A 26,398-nucleotide genomic window follows, 5' to 3' on the forward strand; every position below is an offset into this window, starting at 1 on the left:
TCAGATCTCGTCCGAGAGCCCGAGCTCGTTGTCGAGGAGGTCGAAGACGTCCTCGTCGGAGGCGGACTCGAAGTCGAACTCCGCGTCCTCCCCGGAGCCGGTCACGTCCCCGGCGCCCGCTCCCTTGCCGCCGTCGCGCAGGGCGCCCCACTTGGACCGGAGCACCTCCAGGCGGCCGGCGACCCGCTCGAACATCTCCTCGGTGACCTCCAGGCCGAGGAAGGCCTTCTCGAGCCTGTCGAGCTCGCCCAGGACCGCCTCCGGGCCGGAGGGCGAGTCCGCCGGGGCCACCTTGGCGTACAGGTGGTCCACGAGCTCCCCGGCCGTCGGGTAGTCGAAGAGCAGCGTCGCCGGCAGCCGGACGCCCGTGAGCGCGCTGAGCCGGTTCCGCAGCTCGACCGCCGTGAGGGAGTCGAAGCCCAGGTCCCGGAACGCCTTGGCCGGGTCCACTTCCGCGCCACCGGCGTGGCCGAGGACCGTCGCGATCTGCCCCCGGACGGCGTCCAGCAGCACCTCGCGCCCCTCCGCCGCCGACAGCCCGGACAGCCGCTGGGCGAGATCGGCGGCGGCAGCGCCGCCACCGGCCCCGGCGGAGGCCGCCCGCCGGCCCGCCGGCGTCCGGATCAGGCCGCGCAGCAACGGCGGCACCTCACCCCGCGCGCGCAGCGCCGCGAGGTCCAGCCGCACCGGCAGCGTCACGGGCTCGTCCGCGAGGGCCAGCGCCCTGTCGAACAACGCCACGCCCTCCTCGGCCGAGAGCTCCGGCATGCCCGTCCGGGCGATCCGCTGGACGTCGGCCTCGGTCAGTGTGCCCGTCATACCGCTGTCCTGAGCCCACGGGCCCCAGGCGAGCGACGCTCCCGCGAGTCCCTCTGCCCGGCGGTGCCGGGCCAGGGCGTCGAGGAAGGCGTTGCCGGCCGCGTAGTTCGCCTGGCCGGGGGTACCGAAGGTGCCCGCGGCGGAGGAGAAGACGACGAACGCGTCGAGATCGAGGTGCTTGGTCGCCTCGTGGAGGTTCCAGACAGCGTCGACCTTCGGCCGCAGGACGGCGGAAACACGATCCGGGGTGAGGGAGGCGACGATTCCGTCATCGAGCACACCGGCGGTGTGCACGACGGCCGTGATGCGACCGTGCCGGGAGACGAGATCGTCCACCGCCGCGCGGTCCGCGACATCGCACGCTTCCACGGCCACGTCGACACCCTCGACGGCCAACTCGGCGACCAACGCCTCAGCTCCCAAGCCGCTACGGCTCACCAGGAGAAGGCTGCGTACGCCGTGGTGAGTGGCCAGGTGCCGGGCGACGATCCGGCCGAGGCCACCGGTGCCGCCGGTGACGAGGACCGTACCGTCGGAGCGCCAGGGGGCCTCGGCCTCCGGCTCGGCCGTCACCCGGGCGAGACGGGCGGCGAGGAACTCGCCGCCACGGACCAGGAGCTGCGGCTCGTCGACAGCCAACGCCCGGGACAGCACCGAGGCATCGACATCACCATCGACATCCACCAGACCGAACCGGCCCGGGTTCTCCGACTGCGCCGAGCGGACCATGCCCCACACCGCCGCACCGGCCAGATCGTCACCCGTAGTGGCACCACGCGTCACGAACGTCAGACGCGACTCCTCGAACCGCTCCTCCACCAGCCACGACTGCAGCAGACCCAGAACACGAGCGGTGAGCTCGTGCGTCGAAGCCACTACGTCAGCCTCACCGCCGACCTCGACCACGACTGCCGCAGGGACGGCCTCCGTCTCACCCAGCTGGTCGAGATCCACATACGACACAGCCTCGACGCCCGTCACCTGGACCGGCGTCCAGTCGAGAGCGAAGAGCGAGTCCCTGTCGACTGTGTTGAGCTGGTCGGCCGCGATGGGCCGGACCACGAGCGACTCGACGGAAGCGACAGGCGCACCCGTCGTATCGGCGATCGCGATGGACACCCCGCCGCCATCGACGGCCGTACGGATACGCACCCGGACGGCGGAGGCACCAGTGGCGTGCAGCGAGACACCCGTCCACGAGAACGGGACGTCACCGCCCTGGCCCTCACCATCCCCGCCGCCGAAGGCAGCGGCGTGCAGGCTCGCGTCGAAGAGCGCCGGGTGGAGGCCGAACGCCCCACCGTCGGTGCCTTCGGGCAGCGCCACCTCGGCGAACACCTCGTCGCCGAGCCTCCACGCCGCCCGCAGACCCTGGAACACCGGACCGTACGCGAAACCGGACTCCGCGAACCGCTCGTAGGCGCCCGCCACGTCGATCGCTTCCGCTCCGGCCGGCGGCCATGCTGCGGCATCGAATTCCTGCGCCTGCGCGGTGCTCGTGGTGAGGAAACCGCTGGCATGCAGCGTCCACGGCTCCTCTCCCGTACGGGAGTGGATCGTCACCGCGCGACGGCCCGCCTCGTCGGGCTCACCGACCCAGACCTGCACCTGGACACTGCCCTGCTCGGGCAGGACGAGCGGCGCGGCCAGCGTCAGCTCCTCCAGCAGGCCGCAACCAGCCTCATCGCCCGCTCGCAGCGCCAGCTCCACCAGCGCCGTACCCGGCACCAGCACCGACCCCATGACAACGTGATCCGCCAGCCAGGCGTGGGACTGGACGGACAGCCTGCCCGTGAAGAGGAAGCCATCGGTGTTGACCAGTTCCACTGCCGCGCCCAGCAGCGGGTGCTCGGCGGAGCCGAGGCCCGCGAACCGGACGTCCCCGGCGCGTACGGCCGTGCCCGTGGGCCAGAACCGCTGGTGCTGGAACGCGTACGTCGGCAGGTCCACGTGCCGCGCGCCCGTCCCGGCGAAGAAGGCCGTCCAGTCCACCTTCCCGCCGTGGACGTGGAGTTCGGCGAGCGCGCTGACGATCGACGTCTCCTCGTCCCGGTTCCTGCGGAGCGCGGGAACGAGGGTGGCCGGGTCGGTCAGGGACTCCTCGGCCATGGCGGTCAGGACACCGTCGGGGCCGAGCTCCAGGAAGCGGGTCACGCCCTCGGTCTGAAGGGTGCGTATCCCGTCGGAGAAGCGGACCGCCTCGCGGACGTGCCGCACCCAGTAGTCGGCGGAGGCCAGTTCCTCGGGCTTGGCGAGGTCACCGGTGAGGTTGGAGACGACCGGGACGGCGGGGGCCCCGAAGGTCAGACCCTCCACGACCTCCCGGAACTCCGCCAGCATCGGCTCCATCAACGGCGAGTGGAACGCGTGCGAGACACGCAGACGACTCGTCTTACGCCCCTCCGCCTCGAAGTGCCCGGCGATCCGCGCGACCGCTTCGTCCGCGCCCGAGACCACGAGCGACGACGGGCCATTGACTGCCGCTATCGAGACGTCGTCCGACAGCAGCGGCAGAACCTCGTCCTCCGTGGCCCGGATGGCGACCATCGCCCCGCCCGCAGGCAGCTCCTGCATCAGCCGCCCGCGAGCGGCGACGAGCCGGCAGGCGTCGTCCAGCGGGAAGACCCCGGCGACGTGTGCCGCCGCGACCTCGCCGATCGAGTGCCCGGCGACGAAGTCCGGGCGCACGCCCCACGACTCCACCAGCCGGAACAGCGCCACCTCGACCGCGAAGAGCCCGGCCTGGGTGTGGACGGTCTGGTTGATCAGCTCCTCGTCCTCACCCCAGACGACCTCCCGCAGGGGCCGCCGGTCCAGGTGTTCGTCCAGGTGCTTGTCCAGGCCCGCGCACACCGCGTCGAACGCGTCGGCGAAGACGGGGAAACGGGAGTACAGCTCCCGGCCCATGCCGAGCCGCTGGGAGCCCTGGCCCGAGAACAGCACCGCTGTCCTCCCCGAGCCGACCGAGCCCTCGACCACACCGGCGCCGGACTCACCCGACGCCAGTGACGCGAGCGCTCCCGTCAGCGACTCCGCGTCGGCTGCCAATACGACGGCCCGGTGCGCGAAGCTCGACCGGCTCGACACCAGCGAGAATCCGACATCCACCGGCCGGCTTCCGCTGATGTGCGCCAGCAGGCGTGCGGCCTGATCCCGCAGAGCGGCTTCGGTCTTGCCCGACAGCACCCAGGGCACGACCGCACCCGAGACGGGGGTGTCGTCGCCTTCCGGCTCCGGCTCAGGGTCGGCCTGCTCCAGGATCACGTGCGCGTTCGTCCCGCTGATGCCGAACGACGACACACCCGCCCTGCGCGGTCCGTCACCCTCGGGCCAGACCGTCCGCTCCGTCAGCAACTCCACCGCGCCCGCCGACCAGTCCACGTGCGAGGACGGCTGATCGACGTGCAGCGTCCGCGGGAGGACGCCGTGGCGCATCGCCATGACCATCTTGATGATGCCGGCCACGCCTGCGGCCGCCTGGGTGTGGCCGAGGTTGGACTTCACCGAGCCGAGCAGCAACGGCCGCTCCCCCGACCGCCCCTGACCGTAGGTGGCCAGCAGCGCCTGTGCCTCGATGGGGTCACCCAGAGTGGTACCCGTACCGTGTGCCTCCACCGCGTCGACATCAGCGGCCGACAGCCCGCCACTGGCCAGCGCCTGGCGGATCACCCGCTGCTGCGACGGACCGTTCGGCGCCGTCAGACCGTTCGACGCACCGTCCTGGTTGACGGCGCTGCCCCGGACCACGGCGAGGACGCGGTGGCCGTTTCGACGGGCGTCCGACATCCGCTCCAGGACCAGCATGCCCACGCCCTCGGACCAGCCGACACCGTCGGCCGCGTCCGCGAACGCCTTGCACCGGCCGTCCGGGGACAGGCCGCGCTGACGCGAGAACTCGATGTACGTGGTCGGGGTCGACATGACCGTCACACCACCGGCCAGCGCCAGCGAGCACTCACCCGAACGCAGCGCCTGCGCCGCCAAGTGCAGAGCGACCAGGGAGGACGAGCAGGCCGTGTCGACCGTCACCGCAGGGCCCTCGAAACCGAAGGTGTAGGACACCCGGCCCGACGCCACACTGCCCGCGCTGCCACTGCCCTGATACCCCTCGAACTCACGTCCGGAGAGGAGGTTGGCGTAGTCGTTGTACATCACGCCGGCGAAGACGCCCGTCTGGCTGCCGCGGAGCGACACCGGGTCGACGCCGGCCCTTTCGATCGCCTCCCACGTAGCCTCCAGCAGCAGGCGCTGCTGCGAGTCAGTCGCCAGGGCCTCACGCGGGCTCATCCCGAAGAACGCCGGGTCGAACTCCGCCGCCTCCCGAAGGAAGCCGCCCTCACGGGTGTAGACGGTCCCCGTGTGGTCGGGGTCGGGGTTGTAGAGAGCGTCGAGGTCCCAGCCGCGGTCGGCCGGGAAGCCGGAGACCGCGTCCACACCGTCCGACACCAGCCGCCACAGGTCCTCGGGCGACGAGACCCCGCCCGGGAAGCGGCAGCTCATGCCCACGATCACCACCGGATCGTCCGCGACGGACGGCAGCACCCGTACCGGGACGATCGCATCGGCCTCGGTGTCCCCGCCGAACAGCTCGTCCAGCAGGAAGCGGACGAGAGCCTCCGCCGTGGGGTAGTCGAACACCACTGTCGCCGGCAGCCGGAGGCCGGTCACCGAACCCAGGCGGTTGCGCAGTTCGACCGCCGTGAGGGAGTCGAAGCCGAGGTCCTGGAAGGCCCGCGTCGGGTCCACCTCGGCGGAGCCGGCGTGGCCCAGGACCGTCGCGATCTGCCCGCGCACGACGTCGAGCAGAGCCTCGTGCCGTTCCGGCGTGGACAGCCCGCCCAGGCGCTGGATCAGCCCGGAGGCCGCAGCCGTGCCCGCGCGGCGCGTGGGCCGCGTACGGATGAGCCCGCGCAGGAGCGGGGGCACTTCGCCCTGGTTCCGGAGCACCGGCAGGTCGAGGCGGACGGGCAGCACCGCTGCCTCACCGCCGGCGACGGCACCGGCCAGCGCCGCGTCGAACAGCGCCAGCCCCTGTTCGGGCGACAGCGGCGGCATGCCCGCGCGGGTCATCCGCGCGGCCTCGGCCTCGCTCAGCGTGCCGGTCATGCCGCTGTCCTGGGCCCACGGGCCCCAGGCGAGCGACAGACCCGGCAGCCCCTCGGCCCGACGGCGCACGACGAGCGCGTCGAGGAACGCGTTGCCCGCCGCGTAGTTCGCCTGGCCCGCGCTGCCCAACGTACCGGCGACGGAGGAGAACACGACGAACGCGTCGAGATCAAGGCCCTTGGTCGCCTCGTGGAGGTTCCAGACAGCGTCGACCTTCGGCCGCAGGACCGCAGAAACACGATCCGGGGTGAGGGAAGCGACGATTCCGTCATCCAGCACACCAGCGGTATGCACGACAGCCGTGATGCGACCGTGCCGGGAGACGAGATCCGCCACGGCAGCCGGATCCGCGACATCGCACGCTTCCACGGCCACGTCGACACCCTCGGCCGTCAAGTCGGCGACCAATTCCTCGGCGCCCAGGCCACTACGGCTGACGAGGAGGAGGCTGCGCACGCCGTAGGCACTCACCAAGTGCCGGGCGACGATCCGGCCGAGGCCACCCGTACCACCCGTGATCAGAACCGTACCGTCAGGACTCCACGAAACCTCCGCCGACGCCTGCCGCTCCACCCGCGCCAGCCGGGGGATCAGGAACTCGCCGTCCCGGACGAGCAACTGCGGCTCGTCCACAGCCAGCGCGCGGGACAGCACCGAGGCATCGGCAGCGTCGTCGAGATCCACCAGGCCGAAGCGGCCCGGGTTCTCCGACTGCGCCGAGCGGACCATGCCCCACACCGCCGCACCGGCCAGATCGTCACCCGTAGTGGCACCACGCGTCACGAACGTCAGACGCGACTCCTCGAACCGCTCCTCCACCAGCCACGACTGCAGCAGACCGAGAACACGAGCGGTGAGCTCGTGCGTCGAAGCCACTACGTCAGCCTCACCGCCGACCTCGACCACGACTGCCGCAGGGACGGCCTCCGTCTCGCTCAGCTGGTCGAGATCCACATACGACACAGCCTCGACGCCCGTCACCTGGACCGGCATCCAGTCGAGCCGGAACAGCGAGTCCCTGTCCACTGTGTTGAGCTGGTCGGCCGCGATCGGACGGACCACGAGCGAGTCGACGGAGGCGACGGGCGCGCCCGCCGTGTCCGCCACGGCGATGGACAGCCCGCCGTCGGCGGCCGTACGGATACGCACCCGGACGGCGGAGGCACCAGTGGCGTGCAGCGAGACACCCGTCCACGAGAACGGGACTCCGCCGCCCTGGCCCTCACCCTCCCCGCCGCCGAAGGCAGCAGCGTGCAGGCTCGCGTCGAAGAGCGCCGGGTGCAGTCCGTACGCGCCGCCGTCCACGTCCTCGGGCAGCGACACCTCGGCGAACACCTCGTCGCCGAGCCTCCACGCCGCCCGCAGACCCTGGAACACCGGACCGTACGCGAAACCGGACTCCGCGAACCGCTCGTAGCCGCCCGCCACATCGAGGGGCTGGGCGCCTTCCGGCGGCCATACCGTCGCGTCGAACGCGACGGCGGAGCCCACTCCGTCGGCCAGTGTGCCCTGCGCGTGCAGCGTCCACGGCTGATCCTGACCGTCGTCGGGCCGGGAGTGGACGGTCACGGTACGCCGACCCGCCTCGTCGGGCTCGCCGACCCGGACCTGTACCTGCACGCCACCCCGCTCGGGGAGGACGAGCGGCGCGGCCAGCGTCAGCTCCTCCAGCAGGCCGCAACCGGCCTCGTCACCGGCCCGCAGCGCCAGCTCCACCAGCGCCGTACCCGGCACCAGCACCGAACCCATGACAGCGTGATCCGCCAGCCAGGCGTGGGTCTGGAGTGACAGCCGCGCTGTGAAGAGGAAGCCGTCGGAGCCTGCCAGCTCCACCGCCGCGCCCAGCAGCGGGTGACCGCCCTCGGACGAGGCGCCGAGGGGCGTCATCACCGCCGGCCAGAAGCGCTGGTGCTGGAAGGCGTAGGTGGGAAGGTCGATTCGGCGGGCACCGGTGCCGGTGAAGAACGCCGCCCAGTCCACCTGCTCACCGGAGGTGTGCAGCCGGGAGAGGGCATCCACGACAGCGGTTTCCTCGGCCTGATTCCGCCGCAGAGCGGGGATCACGCTGGCTTCGCCTGTGAGGGAAGCCTCGGCCATGGCGCTCAGGACGCCGTCGGGGCCGAGCTCCAGGAAGCGGGTCACGCCCTCGGTCTGAAGGGTGCGTATCCCGTCGGAGAAGCGGACCGCCTCACGGACGTGGCGCACCCAGTACTCAGCGGACCCGATCTCCTCGGCCGTCGCCAGGGTGCCGGTGAGGTTGGAGACGACCGGAATGGCGGGAGCGTCGAAGGAGACGCCCTCCACGACCTCCCGGAACTCCGCCAGCATCGGCTCCATCAACGGCGAGTGGAACGCATGCGAGACACGCAGACGACTTGTCTTGCGCCCCTCGGCCTCGAAGTGCCCGGCGATCCGCGCGACCGCCTCCTCCGCGCCCGACACCACCACCGACGACGGGCCGTTCACAGCCGCGATCGCGACATCGTCCGTCAGCAGCGGCAGGACCTCGTCCTCCGCCGCCTGGACCGCCACCATCGCACCACCGGCAGGCAGCTCCTGCATCAGACGACCACGAGCCGCCACCAACGCACACGCATCCGCCAGCGAGAAGACCCCGGCCACATGCGCCGCCGCCACCTCACCGATCGAATGCCCGGCCACATACTCCGGCCGCACACCCCACGACTCCACCAACCGGAACAACGCCACCTCGACCGCAAACAACCCGGCCTGGGCATACACCGTCTGGTTGATGACCTCCTCGTCCTCACCCCAGACAACATCCCGCAGCGGACGCTCAAGGTGCTCGTCCAACCCGGCACACACCGCGTCGAAAGCATCCGCAAACACCGGGAAGCGGGAGTACAACTCCCGACCCATCCCCAGCCGCTGCGAACCCTGACCCGAGAACAGCACCGCCAGCAGTCCTTCGGCCCGCGAGCCGTGCGCCGCCGCCTCGCCGCGTGCCAGGGCTCGCAGGCCGGCGACGAGTTCGTCCGGCTGCGTGCCGACGACCGCCGCGCGGTGGTCGAGGGCGGCCCTGGTCGTGGCGAGCGAGAAGGCCACGTCGAGCGGGCTGTGCTGCGGCGACGACCCGGAGTCCAGCAGGGTCAGCAGGCGCTCGGCCTGCGCCCGCAGCGCGTTCTCGTCACGGGCGGACAGCAGCCACGGCACCACGACCGGTGCCGCGTCCCTCTCCTCCTCGATCGCCGCCTGCGGCGCCTGCTCGACCAGGACGTGCGCGTTCGTGCCGCTGATACCGAAGGACGAGACGCCCGCCCGGCGCGGGCGGCCGTTCGTACCCCATTCCCTGGTCTCCGTCAGCAGGCGCACGCTTCCCTCGGACCAGTCGACCTTCGACGACGGCTCGTCCACGTGGAGCGTGGAGGGCAGGACGCCGTTCCGCATCGCCATGACCATCTTGATGACGCCCGCGACGCCGGCGGCGGCCTGTGTGTGACCGATGTTGGACTTCACCGAGCCCAGCCACAGCGGCCGGTCCTCCGGCCGGTCCTGACCGTACGTCGCCAGCAGCGCCTGTGCCTCGATCGGGTCACCCAGAGTGGTGCCCGTGCCGTGGGCCTCGACCGCGTCGATCTGGTCGGCGGCGAGGCGGGCGTTGGCGAGGGCCTGGCGGATGACGCGGCGCTGGGACGGGCCGTTGGGCGCCGTCAGGCCGTTGGAAGCGCCGTCCTGGTTGACGGCGGAGCCGCGGACCACGGCGAGCACGGGATGCCCGTTGCGGAGGGCGTCCGACAACCGTTCCACGACGAGGAAGCCGGCGCCTTCCGAGAAGCCCGTGCCGTCGGCGGCCGAGGCGAAGGACTTGCAGCGGCCGTCCGACGCGAGCGCGCCCTGGCGGCCGAACTCCGCGAACACGCCCGGGGTCGACAGCACGGTGACACCGCCGGTCACCGCGAGCGAGCAGTCGCCCTGCCGCAGGGACTGCACGGCGAGGTGCAGTGCGACCAGAGAGGACGAGCACGCGGTGTCCACGGACACGGCGGGCCCTTCCAGGCCGAGCTTGTAGGAGACCCGGCCGGACACCACGCTGCCGTTGCCGTCGCTGCCGGGGTAGTCGTGGTACATCACACCGGCGAACACGCCGGTCCGGGTGCCCTTGAGCGAGGTCGGGTCGATGCCCGCCCGCTCCAGGGCCTCCCAGGACAGCTCCAGGGTGAGCCGCTGCTGGGGATCCATGGCGAGGGCCTCGCGCGGGGAGATCCCGAAGAACGCGGGGTCGAAACCGGCCGCCTCGTCGAGGAACCCGCCCAGGCGGGGGTACTGGCCCGCGTCCTGGAAGCCCTCCCAGCCGCGGTCGTCCGGGAACGCGGAGATCGCGTCGCCACCGGAGGTCACCAGCCGCCACAGGTCCTCGGGGCTGGTCACCCCGCCCGGGTAGCGGCAGGCCATGCCGACGATGGCGATGGGCTCGTGCCGGGCCGCGGAAAGCTCGCGGTTGTGCTTCCGGAGCCGGGCGGTCTCCCTGCGGGCGGCCAGCAGCGCCTCGCCGTCGATGTCGTCGGTGTCGTCGATGTCGTCGGCGCTGATGTCGGGCGCCTCTTCCGCGTCCGGGCCGACCGGCAGTCCACGCACCTCCGCGAGTTCGAGGAGGCTGTCCATCAGGCCGGCGTCGCGCAGCCGGTTCGTCGGGATCGTCTGAAGCGCCCGGCGGATGTCGTCGTCGACGCCGCCGGTTCCGGCGCCGTGTGCGTCCACCACCGGGGTCAGCTGGGCCTCGATGTGGTCGGTGACGGCACGGGAGTTGGGGTAGTCGAAGACGAGGGTGGCGGGGAGACGGAGACCGGTGATGCGGTTGAGCTGGTTGCGCAGCTCGGTCGCCGCGAGCGAGTCGAAGCCGAGCTCCTGGAACGCCCGGTCCGGACCGATCGCATCGGCCGAACCGTGCCCCAGGACGGCCGCCACCTGACCGCGCACGATCTGCAGCACCGCACGGTTCCGCTCGTTCGCCGACAGTCCCGCGAGCCGCTGTTCGAAGCCGGCCGGTTCGCCCGCTGCCACGCCGTCCCCGGCGGCCGCCGACCGGCGTGCCATGGGGGCGAGGCCGCGCAGGAGGGCGGGGATCTCGTCGGTACGAGTGCGCAGGGCGGCCGTGTCGACGTGGATGGGGACGACCGTGGGCCGCGACGACCGCAGCCCCGCCGCGAACAGCTCCAGACCGGCCTCGTAGGAGAGTGCCGGGACGCCCTGGTTGGCCATGCGCTTGCGGTCGATGTCACTGAGGTACTGGCCGAGTCCGGCCCCGACCTCCCAGAGGCCGTACGCCATCGCGGTGGCGGGCAGCCCCTCGGCGTGGCGCTGCTGCGCCAGGGCGTCGAGGAAGACGTTGGCGGCCGCGTAGTTACCCTGCCCGCCCGTCAGAACGAGCCCGCCGGCGGACGAGAACAGGACGAACGCTGCCAGGTCCATCTCACGGGTCAGCTCGTGCAACCACCAGGCCGCGTCCGCCTTCGGCGCGAGCACGGAGTGCACCTGCTCGTGCGTCAGGGCGTCGACCAGTGCGCTGTCACCGATTCCGGCAGCGTGGACCACGGCGGTGAGCGGCCGGTCGATGGTGATTCCGTCCACCACGGCGACCAGCGCCGCCCGGTCGGACACATCACAAGCGACGACGCGCACGTCAGCGCCCGCAGCCGTCAGCTCCGCCACGAGCTCCGGAGCACCCGGGGCCTCCAGACCCCGACGGCTCGTCAGCGTCAGATGCCGGATCCCGTGCTCGGCGACCAGGTAACGGGCCACGACCGCGCCCAGACCACCCGTACCACCGGTAATCAGCACCCCACCCTCGACATCGAGGGAGACATCCGCTGCCTCAACACCAGGCGCCAAGCGCACCAGGCGCGGCACCAGCACCTCACCACCGCGCACCGCCACCTCCGGCTCACCCGAAGCCAGCGCCGCGACCAGCGCCTCCCCCGGCTCACCATCAGCGTCCACCAGAACGAAACGCCCCGGGTTCTCCGCCTGCGCCGAACGCACCAGACCCCATACCGGAGCCTGCACCACGTCCAACGCCACACCATCAACCACAGCCACCGCGTTGCGGGTCACCACAGCCAGCCGCGCGCCCTCGAAGCGCTCATCGGACAGCCAGCGCCGTATCGCCTCCAGTACGTGGTGCAGCACGGCTCGTACGTCGCCGGGCACATCGCCCGCCGACGCCGCCGCACCACAGTCCAGCACCACCACATCCGGCACGGCAGCACCGGACCCGGACTCCGCGTCCACGGCCTCGTCCCACAGCGCCCACGACACCGCCGCAGCACCATCCGCCACCGCCGCACCGGACCACTCGACCCCGTACAACGACTCGCCCGAGCCGTCACCCGCGTCGAGCTGCTCGGCCGACACCGGCCGGCCGACCATCGAGCCCACGGACAGGACCGGTCGCCCGGCCGTGTCGGCGACCGCCAACGCCAGCCCGCCACCGTCGAGCCGTGACAGGCGTACCCGGACCGCGGAGGCGCCCACCGCGTGAAGGGCCACATCGGTCCACGCGAAGGGGATCCTGGTCTCGCCGTCGCCCGCGCCGACGAAGATCGCGGCGTGCATGGCAGCGTCCAGCAGCGCCGGGTGGAGACCGAACGCCCCACCATCGGTGCCTTCCGGCAGCGCCACCTCCGCGAACAGCTCATCGCCCACCCGCCACGCGGCCCGCAGGCCCTGGAACACCGGGCCGTAGCCGTAGCCGTGCTCGCGCAGCGCGTCGTACGCGCCGTCCAGCCGCACCGGTTCGACACCGGCCGGGGGCCAGGCGCTCAGGTCGAACGCCGCTGCCTTCCGGCCGTCGGCCGTGGCATCGGCCGTGAGGAACCCGGAGGCGTGGCGGACCCATGCGCGGTCGCCCGTGTCCTCCCGTCGCGAGTACACGGCCACCGGGCGACGCCCGGCCTCGTCCGCGCCCACGACGACCTGGACCTGTATCGCGCCGCGCTCGGGCAGCACCATCGGCGCGGCGAGCGTCAGCTCCTCCAGCACGTCGCAGCCGACCTCGTCACCGGCACGGACGGCGAGCTCCAGCAACCCGGTGCCCGGCACGAGCACCGTGCCCCGCACCGCGTGATCGGCGAGCCACGGGTGCGAGGACACCGACAGCCTGCCCGTGAGGACCACGCCGTCCGAGTCGGGCAGCCGCAGGACCGCGCCCAGCATCGGGTGCGCCACCGTGTCCACACCGGTGGCGCTCAGGTCACCCGTGCCGGTCGTGGCGTTCACCCAGTACCGCTCGCGCTGGAAGGCGTAGGTGGGCAGATCGACACGACGGGTGCTCGGGCCGGCGAAGTACGCGTGCCAGTCCACGGCGGCACCGTGCACGTGCAGGTGACCGAGAGCGTTCGCGAGGTTCGCGACGTCGTCCCTGCCCTTGCGGAGGGCGGACACCGTCAGGGCGCCGTCCGCGGCGTCGTCGCCGAGGGTGTCCTTGACCATCCCGGTGAGCACGGCGTCGGGGCCGAGCTCAAGGAAGCGGCTCACGCCCTCGGCGAGGAGAGTGCGGACTCCGTCCGCGAAGCGGACCGCCTCGCGGACGTGGCGCACCCAGTACTCAGCGGACCCGATCTCCTCGGCCGTCGCGAGCGCGCCGGTGAGGTTGGAGACGACCGGAATGGCGGGAGCGTCGAAGGCCAGGCCCTCCACGACCTCCCGGAACTCCGCCAGCATCGGTGCCATCAGCGGCGAGTGGAACGCGTGCGAGACGCGCAGACGACTCGTCTTACGCCCCTCCGCCTCGAAGCGGGAAGCGATCTCCAGGACGGCGTCCTCACCACCCGACACCACCACCGACGACGGGCCGTTCACAGCAGCGATCGCGACATCGTCCGTCAGCAGCGGCAGGACCTCGTCCTCCGTCGCCTGGACCGCCACCATCGCACCGCCCGCAGGCAGCTCCTGCATCAGACGACCACGAGCAGCGACAAGCCGGCAGGCATCCGCCAGCGAGAAAACACCGGCCACATGCGCCGCCGCCACCTCACCGATCGAGTGACCGGCCACATACTCCGGCCGCACACCCCACGACTCCACCAACCGGAACAACGCCACCTCAACCGCGAACAACCCGGCCTGGGCATACACCGTCCGATTGACCAACTCCTCGTCCCTGCCCCAGACAACACCCCGAAGCGGCCGGTCCAGGTGCTCGTCCAGCCCCGCGCACACCGCGTCGAAAGCATCCGCGAACACCGGGAAACGGGAGTACAACTCCCGACCCATCCCCAGCCGCTGCGAACCCTGACCCGAGAACAACACCGCCGTCGAGTCGTTGCCGCGCGCGGAGGCCGTGAAGGCGGTGGGTACGGACTCGCCGCGGGCGAGGGCGTCGAGGCCGTCGAGCAGCTCGGCGCGTTCCGCGCCGACGACGACCGCGCGGTGCTCCAGGGCCGACCGGGTGGTGGCCAGCGAGTGCGCCACCTCGAACGGGGTGAGCTCCGGGCGGGCCGCGAGGAACGAGTGGAGACGGGCGGCCTGGGCGCGCAGCGCCTCCGGCGTGGCGGCGTGGACCAGCCACGGCACGACATCAGCCGTGTCACCGTCCGGTTCGACGCTCTCCGGCTGCGACGTCGACGTCGACGGACCCTGTTCCAGGACCACGTGCGCGTTCGTGCCGCTGATGCCGAAGGCCGAGACGCTCGCGCGTCGCGGGTGTCCGGTCTCGGGCCACGCGGTCGGCTCGGTCAGCAGTGCCACGGCACCGGCGGACCAGTCGACGTGCGGCGAGGGCTCGTCCACGTGCAGGGTCTTCGGCAGCAGACCGTTCCGCATCGCCATGACCATCTTCATGACGCCCGCGACACCGGCCGCCGCCTGCGCGTGACCGATGTTGGACTTCACCGAGCCCAGCCACAGCGGCCGGTCCTCCGGACGCCCCTGGCCGTAGGTGGCCAGCAGCGCCTGCGCCTCGATCGGGTCACCGAGCGTCGTGCCCGTGCCGTGGGCCTCGACCGCGTCGACGTCGGCGGGTGCGATGCCGGAGTTCTCCAGGGCCTGGCGGATCACCCGCTGCTGCGAGGGGCCGTTGGGCGCGGAGAAGCCGTTGCTCGCCCCGTCCTGGTTCACCGCTGTGCCCCGCACCACCGCGAGCACCTCGTGGCCGTTGCGCAGGGCGTCGGAGAGCCGCTCGACGAGGAGGACGCCCGCGCCCTCGGACCAGCCGACGCCGTCGGCCGCACCGGCGAACGCCTTGCAACGGCCGTCCGCGGAGAGCCCGCGCTGGCGGCTGAACTCGATGAACATGCCCGGCGTCGACATCACCGTCGCACCGCCGGCCAGCGCCAGCGAGCACTCGCCCGAGCGCAGCGCCTGCACCGCCAGGTGGAGGGCGACCAGCGACGACGAGCACGCCGTGTCGACCGTCACCGCAGGTCCCTCGAAACCGAAGGTGTAGGAGACGCGGCCGGATACGACGCTGCCTCCGCTGGTGCCCGAGGGCGAGACGTTCAGGGCGTAGTCGTGGTACATGACTCCGGCGAAGACGCCGGTCCGGCTGCCCTTGAGCGTGGCCGGGTCGATGCCGGCGCGCTCCATCGCCTCCCAGGACACCTCGAGGAGCAGTCGCTGCTGCGGGTCCATGTAGGTGGCCTCGCGGGGCGAGATGCCGAAGAACCCGGGGTCGAATTCGGCCGCGTCGTGGAGGAAGCTGCCGCGGCGCGTGTAGCTCTTGCCGTCCTTGCCCGGCTCGGGGTCGTAGAGGTCCTCGACGTTCCAGCCGCGGTCGACGGGCAGGTCGGAGACGGTGTCGACGCCGTCGACGACCAGCCGCCACAGGTCCTCGGGGGACGCGACGCCGCCGGGGTAGCGGCAGGCCATGCCGACGATGGCGATCGGTTCGTCGTCCAGGGGACGGGGGCGCCGGCCGACGTCGGCCGTGGTCACCGCACCCGCCACCGCCCCCTCCTGGTCGGCGACCAGGGCGAGGATGTGGTCGGTGACGGCACGGGAGTTGGGGTGGTCGAAGACGAGGGTGGCGGGGAGGCGGAGACCGGTGATGCGGTTGAGCTGGTTGCGCAGCTCGGTCGCCGCGAGCGAGTCGAAGCCGAGCTCCTGGAACGCCCGGTCCGGACCGATCGCATCGGCCGAACCGTGCCCCAGGACGGCCGCCACCTGACCGCGCACGATCTGCAGCACCGTACGGTTCCGCTCGCCGTCCGTGAGTCCGGCCAGGCGCGCCCGCAGGCCGGTGGCCGTGACGGCGGTCGCGTCGGCGGCCGTGGCACGCCGGATCCTGGGCGCGAGGCCGCGCAGGAGGGCGGGGATCTCGTCGGTGCGGGTGCGCAGCGCGGCCGGGTCGACGTGGATGGGGACGACCGTGGGCCGCGGCGACCGCAACCCGGCCGCGAACAGCTCCAGACCCGCCTCGTGCGACAGCACGGGCACGCCCTGGGTGGCCATGCGCTTGCGGTCGATGTCGCTCAGGAACTGGCCGAGCCCGGCGCCCACGTCCCACAGGCCGAAGGCCATCGACGTCGCGGGCAGCCCCTCGGCATGGCGCTGCTGCGCCAGGGCGTCGAGGAAGACGTTGGCGGCCGCGTAGTTGCCCTGCCCGGCGGCGAGGACGAGCCCGCCGGCGGAGGAGAAGGTGACGAAGGCCGTCAGGTCCATCTCACGGGTCAGCTCGTGCAGCCACCAGGCGGCATCGGCCTTCGGCGCGAGGACGGCGTCGACGCGCTCGGGGGTGAGCGCTCCGACGAGACCGTTGTCACCGATTCCGGCAGCGTGGACCACGGCGGTGAGCGGCCGGTCGATGGTGATTCCGTCCACCACGGCGACCAACGCCGCCCGGTCGGACACATCACAAGCGACGACGCGCACGTCAGCACCCGCAGCTGTCAGCTCCGCCACGAGCTCCGGAGCACCCGGAGCCTCCAGACCCCGACGGCTCGTCAGCGTCAGATGCCGGATCCCATGCTCGGCGACCAGGTAGCGGGCCACGACCGCGCCCAGACCGCCCGTACCACCGGTAATCAGCACCTCGCCCTCGACATCGAGGGAGACATCCGCTGCCTCAAGCGCAGAGGGCAAGCGCACCAGGCGCGGCACCAGCACCTCACCACCGCGCACCGCCACCTCCGGCTCACCCGAAGCCAGCGCCGCCACGGGCACCTCATCAAGCCCGCCATCGACGTCCACCAGGACGAACCGGCCCGGGTTCTCCGCCTGCGCCGAACGCACCAGACCCCACACCGGAGCCTGCACCACATCCAACGCCACACCATCAACCACAGCCACCGCGTTCCGCGTGACCACGGCAAGACGCGACGTCGCATAGCGCTCGTCGCCGAGCCACTCCTGCACCACGCCCAACACACGGCGCAGCACGGTCCGTACGTCGCCGGGCACATCGCCCTCCGACGCCACCGCACCACAGTCCAGCACCACCACATCCGGCACCGCAGCACCGGACTCAGCATCCACGGCCTCGTCCCACAGCGCCCACGACACCGCCGCAGCACCATCCGCCACCGTCGCACCGGACCACTCGACCCCGTACAACGACTCGCCCGAGCCGTCACCCGCGTCGAGCTGCTCGGCCGAGACCGGCCGGCCCGCCACGGAGCCCACCGTGAGCACCGGTCGGCCCGTCACGTCGGAGACCGTCAGCGACAGCGCGCCGTCGCCCTTGCGGGCGAGGTGCACCCGGACCGCGGAGGCGCCCACCGCGTGAAGGGCCACATCGGTCCACGCGAAGGGGATCATCGTCCCGCCCTCGCCGTCGCCGGCGAGGATCGCGGCGTGCATCGCCGCGTCGAGCAGCGCCGGGTGGAGGCCGAACGCCCCACCATCGGTGCCTTCCGGCAGCGCCACCTCCGCGAACAGCTCATCGCCCACCCGCCACGCGGCCCGCAGGCCCTGGAACACCGGGCCGTACGTGTAGCCGTACTCCGCGAACGTCTCGTACGCGCCCTCGACCGGCAGCGGCTCGGCTCCCGGCGGGGGCCAGGCGGCATCGGAGGTGTCCGGGGTCTCGGCGCCCGAGGCGAGCACGCCGGTGGCGTGCTGGGTCCAGGGGTCGAGCGCCCGGCCCTCCGGACGGGAGTGGATGCCGAGGCTACGGCGCCCCGTCGCGTCCTCCGCTCCGACGCGCACCTGGATCTGGACCGCCCCGCCCTGCTCGGGCAGCAGCAAGGGTGCGGTGAGCGTGAGTTCCTCGACGAGGTCGCAGCCGACCTCGTCGCCGGCCCGGACGGCCAGTTCGAGCAGACCGGTGCCGGGCACGAGCACCGTGCCCTGGACGACGTGGTCCGCGAGCCACGGCTGCGCCTGCGCGGACAGCCGGCCGGTGAGCAGGAAGCCGTCGGCGTCGGCGAGTTCGAGGGCGGCGCCCAGCATGGGGTGTCCGGCCGCGCCGAGGCCCGCGAAGCGCACGTCCCCGGCGCGGGCCGGGCCGCCCGTGGGCCAGAACCGCTCGCGCTGGAACGCGTACGTCGGCAGGTCGGCCCGGTGTGCCCCGGTACCGGTGAAGAGGACGGACCAGTCGGCGGCCGCGCCGAGCACGTACAGACGGGCGACGGCGTCGAGGAGCGCCCGCTCCTCGTCCCGGCCCTTGCGCAGGGCGGGGACGAGAGCGACCTCTTCGTCCGCCGGCTCGATCGACTCGGCCGCCAAGGCGGACAGGGAGCCGTCCGGGCCGAGCTCCAGGAACGACCTGACGCCCGCCGTCCACAGCGTCCGCACGCCGTCGGCGAAGCGGACCGCCTCCCGGACGTGCCGCACCCAGTACTCCGGGGAGCGGAGCTCCTCGTCGGTGGCGGATTCACCGGTCACATTCGACACGAGAGGGATGGTGGCGGTGCCGTACGTCAGGCTCTCGGCGACGGCGCGGAAGTCCGCCAGCATCGGCTCCATGAGCGGCGAGTGGAAGGCGTGCGAGACCCGCAGCGGGGTGGTCTTGCGGCCCTGCTCCTCGAAACGGGCGCGGATCGCCTCGACAGCCTCCGCGGCTCCGGAGACCACCACCGACGACGGCCCGTTGACCGCCGCGATCGCGACCTCGTCCGTCAGCAGCGGCCGGACCTCGTCCTCGCCTGCCCGGACGGCCAGCATGGCGCCGCCCGAGGGCAGCGCCTGCATCAGCCGCCCACGGGCCGCGACGAGCCGGCAGGCGTCGGCCAGCGAGAAGACGCCCGCGACGTGCGCGGCCGCGATCTCACCGATGGAGTGACCGAGCAGCTGGTCCGGGCGCACGCCCCAGGACTCCAGCAGCCGGAACAGCGCCACCTCGACCGCGAACAGCCCCGACTGGGTGTAGACAGTCTGGTTGATCAGGCCCTCGTCCTCGCCCCAGACCACATCCCGCAACGGCCGGTCCAGGTGTTCGTCCAGGCCCGCGCACACCGCATCGAACGCGTCGGCGAAGACGGGGAAACGGGAGTACAGCTCCCGGCCCATCCCCAGCCGCTGCGAACCCTGACCCGAGAAGAGGAAGGCGACCTTCCCGGGGCGCACAGCGCCCTCCGGGTGCTCCTCCGACCGGCCGGCCGCGAGTGCCGACAGGGAGCGCAGGACGTCGTCCCGGTCCGCGCTCAGCAGCACGGCCCGGTGGGGGAAGACCGCCCGGCTCGTCACCAGCGAGTACGCGACATCGGCGAGCCGCGACTCCGGCCGGTCCTGAAGATGGGCCAGCAGGCGCGACGCCTGATCACGGAGGGCCGCCTCGGTCCTGCCGGACAGCACCACGGGCAGCAGCGACGCGTCCGGCATCGGGGCGTCCTCACGCTCCGGCTCCGGCTCGCCCTGTTCCAGGATCACGTGCGCGTTCGTCCCGCTGATGCCGAACGACGACACACCCGCCCTGCGCGGTCCGTCACCCTCGGGCCAGACCGTCCGCTCCGTCAGCAGTTCCACCGCGCCAGCCGACCAGTCCACATGTGCGGACGGCTGGTCGACGTGCAGCGTCTGCGGCAGGACGCCGTGGCGCATCGCCATGACCATCTTGATGATGCCCGCGACACCCGCCGCGGCCTGGGTGTGGCCGAGGTTGGACTTCACCGAGCCGAGCAGCAACGGCCGCTCCCCCGACCGCCCCTGACCGTAGGTGGCCAGCAGCGCCTGCGCCTCAATCGGGTCACCCAACGTCGTACCCGTACCGTGCGCCTCGACCGCATCCACATCAGCGGCCGACAGCCCACCGCTCGCCAGCGCCTGGCGGATCACCCGCTGCTGCGACGGACCGTTCGGCGCCGTCAGACCGTTCGACGCACCGTCCTGGTTAACAGCGCTACCCCGCACGGTCGCCAGGATCCGGTGACCGTTGCGACGGGCGTCCGACATCCGCTCCAGCACGAGGATGCCGGCGCCTTCACCCCAGCCGACACCGTCGGCGCCGTCCGCGAAGGCCTTGCACCGGCCGTCGGCGGAGAGCCCGCCCTGGCGGGAGAACTCGACGAAGGTCAGCGGCGTCGACATGACCGTCACGCCACCGGCCAGCGCCAGCGAGCACTCACCCGACCGCAGCGCCTGCACCGCCAGGTGCAGAGCGACGAGCGACGACGAGCACGCCGTGTCGACCGTCACCGCAGGTCCCTCGAAACCGAAGGTGTACGACACCCGGCCCGACGCCACACTGCCCGCACTGCCACTGCCCTGATAACCCTCGAACTCACGCCCGGAGAGGAGCTGGGCGTAGTCGTGGTACATGACGCCCGCGAAGACGCCCGTCCGGCTGCCGCGCAGCGTGGCCGGGTCCATGCCGGCCCGCTCCAGGGCCTCCCACGTCGTCTCCAGCAGCAGGCGCTGCTGGGCGTCGGTGGTCAGGGCCTCGCGGGGGCTCATGCCGAAGAACTCGGGGTCGAACTCGGCCGCGTCGTGGAGGAATCCACCGGACCGGGTGGCGATGGCGCTCTCACGGTCCGGGTCGTCCAGTTCCCAGCCGCGGTCCGTCGGGAAGCCGGAGACCGCGTCCACACCGTCCGACACCAGCCGCCACAGGTCCTCGGGCGACGAGACCCCGCCCGGGAAGCGGCAGCTCATGCCCACGATCACCACCGGATCGTCGACGAGCGAGGGCAGCGAGCCGACGGCCTGGAGCGAAGCCTCCGGCTCCGCGCCGAAGAGCTCGTCGTACAGATGGCCGACCAGGGCCCGGGCGGTGGGGTAGTCGAACACCGCCGTCGCGGGCAGCCGCAGGCCCGTCGCCTTGCCGAGCCGGTTGCGGAGCTCGATGGCGGTCAGCGAGTCGAAGCCGAGGTCCTGGAAGGCCCTCGACGGGTCCACCGTGTCCGACCCCGCGTGGCCCAGCACGACGGCGATCTGCGTGCGAACGAGGTCCAGCAGGGCGTCGCGCCGCTCGGCCTCGGGGACCGCCGCCAGCCGCCGGATCAGCCCGGAGGCGGCAGCCGTGCCCGCGCCGGCCGTCCGCCGGACGCGGGTGCGGACGAGGCCGCGCAGCAGCGCGGGCACCTCGCCCCCCGCCCGCAGGGCCGCGAGGTCCAGACGGACGGGCAGCAGCGCCGGCCGCGACGCGGCCACCGGCAGGGCGGCGTCGAACAGCGCGAGGCCCTGCTCCACGGACAGCACCGGCATACCGGAACGTGCGATCCGCTGGACGTCGGCCTCGCTCAGCGTGCCGGTCATGCCGCTGCCCTGGGCCCACGGGCCCCAGGCGAGCGACAGACCCGGCAGCCCCTCGGCCCGACGGCGCACGACGAGCGCGTCGAGGAACGCGTTGCCCGCCGCATAGTTCGCCTGGCCCGCGCTGCCGAACGTACCGGCGACGGAGGAGAACACGACGAACGCGTCGAGATCGAGGCCCTTGGTCGCCTCGTGAAGGTTCCAGACAGCGTCGACCTTCGGCCGCAGGACCGCAGAAACACGATCCGGGGTGAGGGAAGCAACGATTCCGTCATCCAGCACACCAGCGGTGTGCACGACGGCCGTGATGCGACCGTGCCGGGAGACGAGGTCGTCCACCGCCGCGCGGTCCGCGACGTCACACGCTTCCACCGCCACGTCGACACCCTCGGCGGCCAGCTCGGCCACCAGCGCCTCGGCACCATCGGCGCCCAGGCCACTACGGCTCACCAGTAGAAGGCTGCGCACGCCGTAGGCACTCACCAAGTGCCGGGCGACGATGCGGCCCAGGCCACCCGTACCACCCGTGATCAGAACCGTACCGTCAGGACTCCACGAAACCTCCGCCGTCGCCTGCCGCTCCACCCGCGCCAGCCGGGCGGCCAGCACCTCGCCGCCACGGCCCAGCACCTGCGGCTCGTCGACAGCCAGCGCCCGGGACAGCACCGAGGCATCGGCATCGATATCGCCATCGACATCCACCAAGCCGAACCGGCCCGGGCTCTCCAGCTGCGCCGACCGGACCAGACCCCACACGGCGGCACCCGCCAGGTCGTCGCCCGCGACGGCCCCATGGGTGGTGAACACCAGACGCGAGGAGGCGAATCGCTCCTCGCCCAGCCACGACTGGACGAGTTCGAGGGCGCGCGCGGTGGCGGCGTGGACCGAGCCCACCACGTCGTCCGCATCGATCATCGGTACCGAGGTCACGACGACGGCCGGTACGGCATCGTCCTCGCTCAGCGACGCGAGGTCCGCGTAGGCCACGGCTTCGGCGTCCGTGACCTGAGCCTGGGCCTGGACCTGGACCTGGACCGGGGTCCAGTCCAGGGCGAAGAGCGAGTCGCGGTCGGCGGTGCGGAGCTGGTCGGCCGCGATCGGACGGACCACGAGCGACTCCACGGATGCGACGGGCGCGCCCGCCGTGTCCGCCACGGCGATGGACAGCCCGCCGTCGGCGGCGGTGCGGATCCGGGCCCGGACGGCGGAAGCACCCGTGGCGTGCAGCGAGACACCCGTCCACGAGAACGGGACGCCACCGCCCTGACCCTCACCATCCCCGCCACCGAAGGCAGCAGCGTGCAGGCTCGCGTCGAAGAGCGCCGGGTGCAGTCCGTACGCGCCGCCGTCCACGTCCTCGGGCAGCGACACCTCGGCGAACACCTCGTCGCCGAGCCTCCACGCCGCCCGCAGACCCTGGAACACCGGACCGTAGTCGAAGCCCGCCTCCGCGAACTCCTCGTAGCTACTGGTGACATCGACCGGCTCGGCACCCGCCGGCGGCCACGTCGCGGCATCGAAAATCTGCGGTTCGGCGTCGTCAGCGGTGAGGAAACCGTCGGCGTGCAGCGTCCACGGCTCGTCGGCCTCGCGCGAGTGGACGGTCACGGCGCGGCGGCCCGCCTCGTCGGGCTCGCCGACGCGCACCTGTATCTGCACCCCGCCCTGCTCGGGGAGGACGAGCGGCGCGGCCAGCGTCAGCTCCTCCAGACCCGCGCAGCCGACCTCGTCGCCCGCTCGCAGCGCCAGTTCCACCAGCGCCGTTCCCGGCACCAGCACCGACCCCATGACAGCGTGATCCGCCAGCCAGGCGTGGGTCTGGAGCGACAGCCGCGCTGTGAAGAGGAAACCGTCGGAGCCCGCCAGCTCCACCGTCGCACCCAGCAGCGGGTGATCGGCGGAACCCAGGCCCGCGAAGCGAACGTCTCCCGCACGGGCGATCGTGCCCGCCGGCCAGAACCGCTGGTGCTGGAACGCGTACGTCGGCAGGTCCACGCGCCGCGCGCCCGTCCCGGCGTACACGGCGGCCCAGTCCACGGCCGCACCGGAGACGTGCAGGTGTGCCAGGGCGGTGAGTGCCGTCAGCTCCTCGGGCCGGTCCTTGCGCAGGACGGGCACGAGCACGGCGGCCTCGTCGGTCACCGACTCGCGGGCCATTGCGGTCAGCACACCGTCCGGGCCCAGCTCCAGGAAGCGGGTCACGCCTGCGGCGTGGAGGGTGCGTATGCCGTCGGCGAAGCGCACGGCCTCACGGACGTGGCGGACCCAGTAGGCGGGAGAGGTCAGCTGTGCCTCGGTGGCGGTCTCCCCGGTGAGGTTGGAGACGACCGGGATGGCGGGGGTGCCGAAGGTCAGACCCTCCACGACCTCCAGGAAGCGCGCGAGCATCGGTGCCATCAGCGGCGAGTGGAACGCGTGCGAGACGCGCAGACGGCTCGTCTTGCGCCCCTCCGCCTCGAAGCGGGAGGCGATTTCCAGGACGGCGTCCTCACCACCCGACACGACCACCGATGACGGGCCGTTGACGGCCGCGATCGTGGCATCGTCCGTCAGCAGCGGCAGGACCTCGTCCTCCGTCGCCTGGACCGCCACCATCGCACCGCCCGCAGGCAGCTCCTGCATCAGACGACCACGAGCCGCCACCAACACACACGCGTCCGCCAGCGAGAAGACCCCGGCCACATGCGCCGCCGCCACCTCACCGATCGAGTGACCGGCGACGAACTCCGGGCGCACGCCCCACGACTCCACCAGCCGGAACAGCGCCACCTCGACCGCGAACAGCCCGGCCTGGGCATACACGGTCCGGTTGATCAGCTCCTCGTCCTCGCCCCAGACCACATCCCGCAACGGCCGGTCCAGGTGCTCGTCCAGCCCCGCGCACACCGCGTCGAAAGCATCCGCGAACACCGGGAAACGGGAGTACAACTCCCGACCCATCCCCAGCCGCTGCGAACCCTGACCCGAGAACAGCACCGCCGTCCTGCCCGAACCCGCCGCCGAGCCCTCGACCACACCGGCGGCGGGCAGCTCGCCCGACGCCAGCGCCGCGAGCGCCCCCGTCAGCGACTCCGCGTCCGCGCCCAGCACCACCGCGCGATGCGCGAAGCTCGACCGGCTCGCCACGAGCGAGAAGCCCACGTCCACGGGTCGCTGCCCATCGACGTGCGCCAGCAGGCGCGACGCCTGATCCCGCAGGGCCGCCTCCGTCCTGCCCGACAACACCCAGGGAACGACCGCGCCCGACTCCACCGGCTCCGACTCCACCGGTTCCGGCTCGGCCTGCTCCAGGATCACGTGCGCGTTCGTCCCGCTGACGCCGAACGACGACACACCCGCCCGCCGTCGGCCGTCCTCCGCGGCCGTCCACTCGACGGGTGCGGTCAGCAGTTCCACCGCGCCCGCCGACCAGTCCACATGCGTGGACGGCTCGTCGATGTGCAGGCTCTTCGGCAGAACACCATGCCGCATCGCCATGACCATCTTGATGATCCCGGCCACACCCGCCGCAGCCTGCGTGTGCCCGATATTCGACTTCACCGACCCCAGCCACAACGGCCGGTCCCCGTCCCGCTCACGACCGTACGTCGCCAGCAACGCCTGCGCCTCGATCGGATCACCCAGAGTGGTGCCCGTACCGTGCGCCTCCACCGCGTCCACATCAGCCGCCGACAACCCCGCACTCGCCAGCGCCTGGCGGATCACCCGCTGCTGCGACGGACCATTCGGCGCCGTCAGACCATTCGACGCGCCGTCCTGGTTCACCGCCGAGCCCCGCACCACTGCCAGCACGCGGTGGCCATTGCGCCGCGCGTCCGACAGCCGCTCCAACACCAGCATGCCGACGCCTTCCGCCCAGCCGACTCCGTCGGCGGCGTCCGCGAAGGCCTTGGAGCGGCCGTCCGCCGCGAGGCCGCGCTGGCGGGAGAACTCCACGAACGTCGTCGGCGTCGACATGACGGTCACACCGCCGGCCAGTGCCAGCGAGCACTCGCCCGAGCGCAGCGCCTGCGCCGCCCAGTGGAGGGCGACCAGCGACGACGAGCACGCCGTGTCCACCGTCACCGCCGGGCCTTCCAGGCCGAAGGTGTACGACACCCGGCCCGAGGCGATGCTGGCGGCGCTGCCGTTGCCCCGGAAGCCCTCGAACTGGTCTCCGACCAGCATGTTCGCGTAGTCGTTGTACATGACGCCGGCGAAGACGCCGGTCCTGCTGCCGCGCAGCGACACCGGGTCGATGCCCGCGCGCTCGATCGCCTCCCAGGTCGTCTCCAGCAGCAGGCGCTGCTGGGAGTCCGTCGCCAGGGCCTCCCGCGGGCTCATCCCGAAGAATTCCGGGTCGAACTCGCCCGCCTCGTGGAGGAAGCCGCCGGAGCGGGTGTAGGAGGTGCCGGGGACGTCGGGGTCGGGGTTGTAGAGGGCCTCGACGTCCCAGCCGCGGTCGGCCGGGAAGCCGGAGACGGCGTCCACGCCCTCCGACACCAGCCGCCACAGGTCCTCGGGGCTGGTCACCCCGCCCGGGTAGCGGCAGCTCATGCCGACGATCACGATCGGGTCGTCGGCCACCGCCGGCAGCGTGCTCACGGCCGCCGGGGGCGCGGCCTCGGGCTCCGTGCCGAACAGTTCGTCCAGCAGGAAGGCCACCAGGGCCTCCGTGGTCGGGTAGTCGAAGACCACCGTCGCCGAGAGGCGCAGGCCCGTGGCCGCGTTGAGGCGGTTGCGGAGTTCGACGGCCGTCAGGGAGTCGAAGCCGAGGTCCTGGAAGGCGCGTGACGGGTCCACGGTGTCCGCGTCCGCGTGGCCGAGGACGACGGCGATCTGGCCGCGGACCAGGTCCTGGAGCACCTCGCGGCGCTCGACCGGGCCCAGCCCGGTCAGGCGGCCCACG

At 72.4% G+C, this 26,398-nt stretch carries 1 protein-coding gene (cut by a window edge); it reads right to left on the reverse strand.

Annotation, left to right across the window (positions count from 1 at the left end; translation table 11 throughout):
* Window positions 1-26,398, reverse strand: partial view of a type I polyketide synthase gene (locus IE096_RS08155; protein ID WP_189450120.1) — the 3' portion only. Its footprint extends 4,994 nt past the window's final position; 26,398 of the gene's 31,392 nt are visible here — the last part of the coding sequence; its start codon lies beyond the right edge, outside the window; its stop codon occupies window positions 1-3.

The sequence above is a fragment of the Streptomyces abikoensis genome (genome assembly GCF_014648775.1).
In the GTDB taxonomy this organism is placed as follows: domain Bacteria; phylum Actinomycetota; class Actinomycetes; order Streptomycetales; family Streptomycetaceae; genus Streptomyces; species Streptomyces abikoensis.